The organism is Paraperlucidibaca sp., from assembly GCF_982810325.1.
Genome location: NZ_CEYEMI010000015.1, coordinates 37,409 through 39,748, shown reverse-complemented (window position 1 = coordinate 39,748; position 2,340 = coordinate 37,409). Strand labels below are relative to the sequence as shown.

At 51.7% G+C, this 2,340-nt stretch carries 2 protein-coding genes; both read right to left on the bottom strand.

What is annotated here, in order from left to right:
• A partial coding sequence (locus tag AC3DKE_RS06940; protein WP_487990271.1) for an NAD(P)-binding domain-containing protein occupies positions 1 to 335 on the bottom strand: 335 nt, incomplete at its 3' end.
• Positions 336 to 457: 122 nt separating this feature from the next.
• On the bottom strand, positions 458 to 2,340 hold a 1,883-nt coding region (gene htpG, locus AC3DKE_RS06935), incomplete at its 5' end, for a molecular chaperone HtpG (protein ID WP_487990270.1).

Genomic DNA, 2,340 nt, shown 5'->3' with positions numbered 1-2,340 from the left:
TTTTCCACACCTTTGGTGGTGCTTACAAGCATATGATCTGGACGTAGTGCTGGTTTGGCGGCGGTAATGACTGAGCGAAAGGCTTTGCTGGGAATAGAGACAAAGATTAAATCTGCGTTGCCTACGGTTGTCAGTAGGTCATCGCTAAATTGCAATTCTGGGCAAAGTGAAAAGCCTGGTAAGTAGCGGTTGTTTTCGTGGCTTGCGCGCATATCGGCAAGTTGTTCTGGGTCACGCAACCAGAGTGTAGTGGTATGGCCGTTGCTCGCTGCAAGGTTAGCGATCACGGTGCCAAAACTACCACCACCTAAAACGGCGACTCTAAGCGTCGACATATAAAATCCTCAAAAGACGCTCTTGGAAACGCACTGTACATAAAAAAAGGGCATGGTGAGTATACCCATGCCCTTTTCATGAAAACCGATTTCTGTCGGACGATCCGTCAGAAACTGATCAGTTAAGACTGTAAAAGTCGCTGTACACGGCGCACATAGGCGGCTGGATCATCGAGTTGAGCGCCTTCAGCCAATGCTGCTTGGTCTAGCAAGACCATCGCTAGGTCGGCAAAGCGTGCGTCATCGCCTTCTTCAGCCAAACGACTAATCAGGCTATGGCTTGGGTTGATCTCCAAAATTGGCTTCACTTCCGGCATTTTCTGACCAGCAGCTTCCATCAGCTGGCGCATTTGGAAACCAGGATCGAAGGCATCTAGCACCAAGCAAGTTGGCGACTCGCTCAGGCGCGTGGTGGTGCGCACGCTTTTCACACGCTCGCTCAAGGCTTTTTGTAGGCGCTCAACCAATGCTTCGGCTTGCTTGCTTTGCTCCTCAGTCACTTCAGGCTCGGCACTCTCGCCAGCAATCGCACTTAAATCCACTTCGCCTTTGCCGATGTGCTGGAATTTCTTGCCATCGAACTCGGTTAAATAGCTCATCATCCACTCGTCGATACGATCGGTGAGCAGCAACACTTCCACGTCTTTTTTGCGGAACAATTCGAGGTGCGGGCTGTTGGCGGCGGTGACGTAGTTCTCGGCGGTAACGTAGTAAATCGTGTCTTGCGCTTCTTTCATGCGGCCGATGTAGTCGGCTAGTGAAACTTCAGCTTTGCCTTCGCCCGTAGTGCTCGAGGCGAAGCGCAGTAGGCCGGCAATTTTGTCTTTGTTAGCAAAATCTTCCGCCAAACCTTCTTTCAGTACTTGGCCAAAGGCGGTGTAGAACTTCTCATACTGTTCTGGATCGCCTGCGAGTTTGCTCAGCATATCTAGGCTGCGCTTGGTTAGGGCAGACTTCATCGAGTCGATAATATCGGATGATTGCAGCAGTTCACGCGAAACGTTTAGCGGCAAGTCATTGGAATCAACGATGCCTTTAATGAAGCGCAGGTAAAGCGGCAAAAACTGCTCAGCGTCATCGCGAATAAACACGCGCTGCACATAGAGCTTGAGGCCGCGCGCGCCATCGCGCTGATACAGGTCAAATGGTGCGCGACCAGGCACAAACAACAGCGAGGTGTATTCGAGCTTGCCCTCAACCTTGTTGTGGCTCCAGCTCAGTGGGTTTTCAAAGTCATGGCCGACATGCTTGTAGAAGGCCTGATAATCCTCGTCGCTAACTTCCGAACGTGGGCGTGTCCATAGCGCTTTCGCTTGGTTCACAACTTCCCAGCTATCGGCCTCGCCTTCTTCCTCAGCTTTTTGCAGCAAGTGCACCGGCAGCGCAATGTGCTCAGCGTATTTATTGATGATGCTGCGGACACGGAATGCCTCAGCAAACTCCTGAGCCGACTCGCGCAAATGCAAGGTGATGGTGGTGCCGCGCTCAGCTTGTTCGAAGTTTTCTACCGTGAATTCACCAGTGCCTTCCGACTCCCAGCGCACGGCCTCAGTCGCTGCTGCACCGGCGCGACGTGTCGTTAGCACCACTCGATCGGCGGCAACGAAGGCTGAGTAGAAGCCAACACCAAATTGACCAATGAGCTGACTATCTTTCTTTTCATCGCCACTGAGATTTTTGATGAAATCGCTAGTGCCAGAGCGCGCAATGGTGCCGAGGTTTTGCACGACTTCATCGCGGCTCATGCCAATACCGTTATCACGCAAAGTCAGTGTTTTCGCTTCAGGGTCAACACTAATCCAAATGCCTAGCTCGCTATCATCGCCAAGTAGCTCAGGTCTAGAGAGCGCTTCAAAGCGTAATTTATCGGCGGCATCAGAGGCGTTAGAGACCAATTCGCGCAGAAAAATTTCGGGATTCGAATACATCGAGTGGATCATTAAGTGCAGCAGTTTCGAGACTTCGGCCTCAAAGCCACGGGTTTCTTTTTTATCGGCGGCAGGTT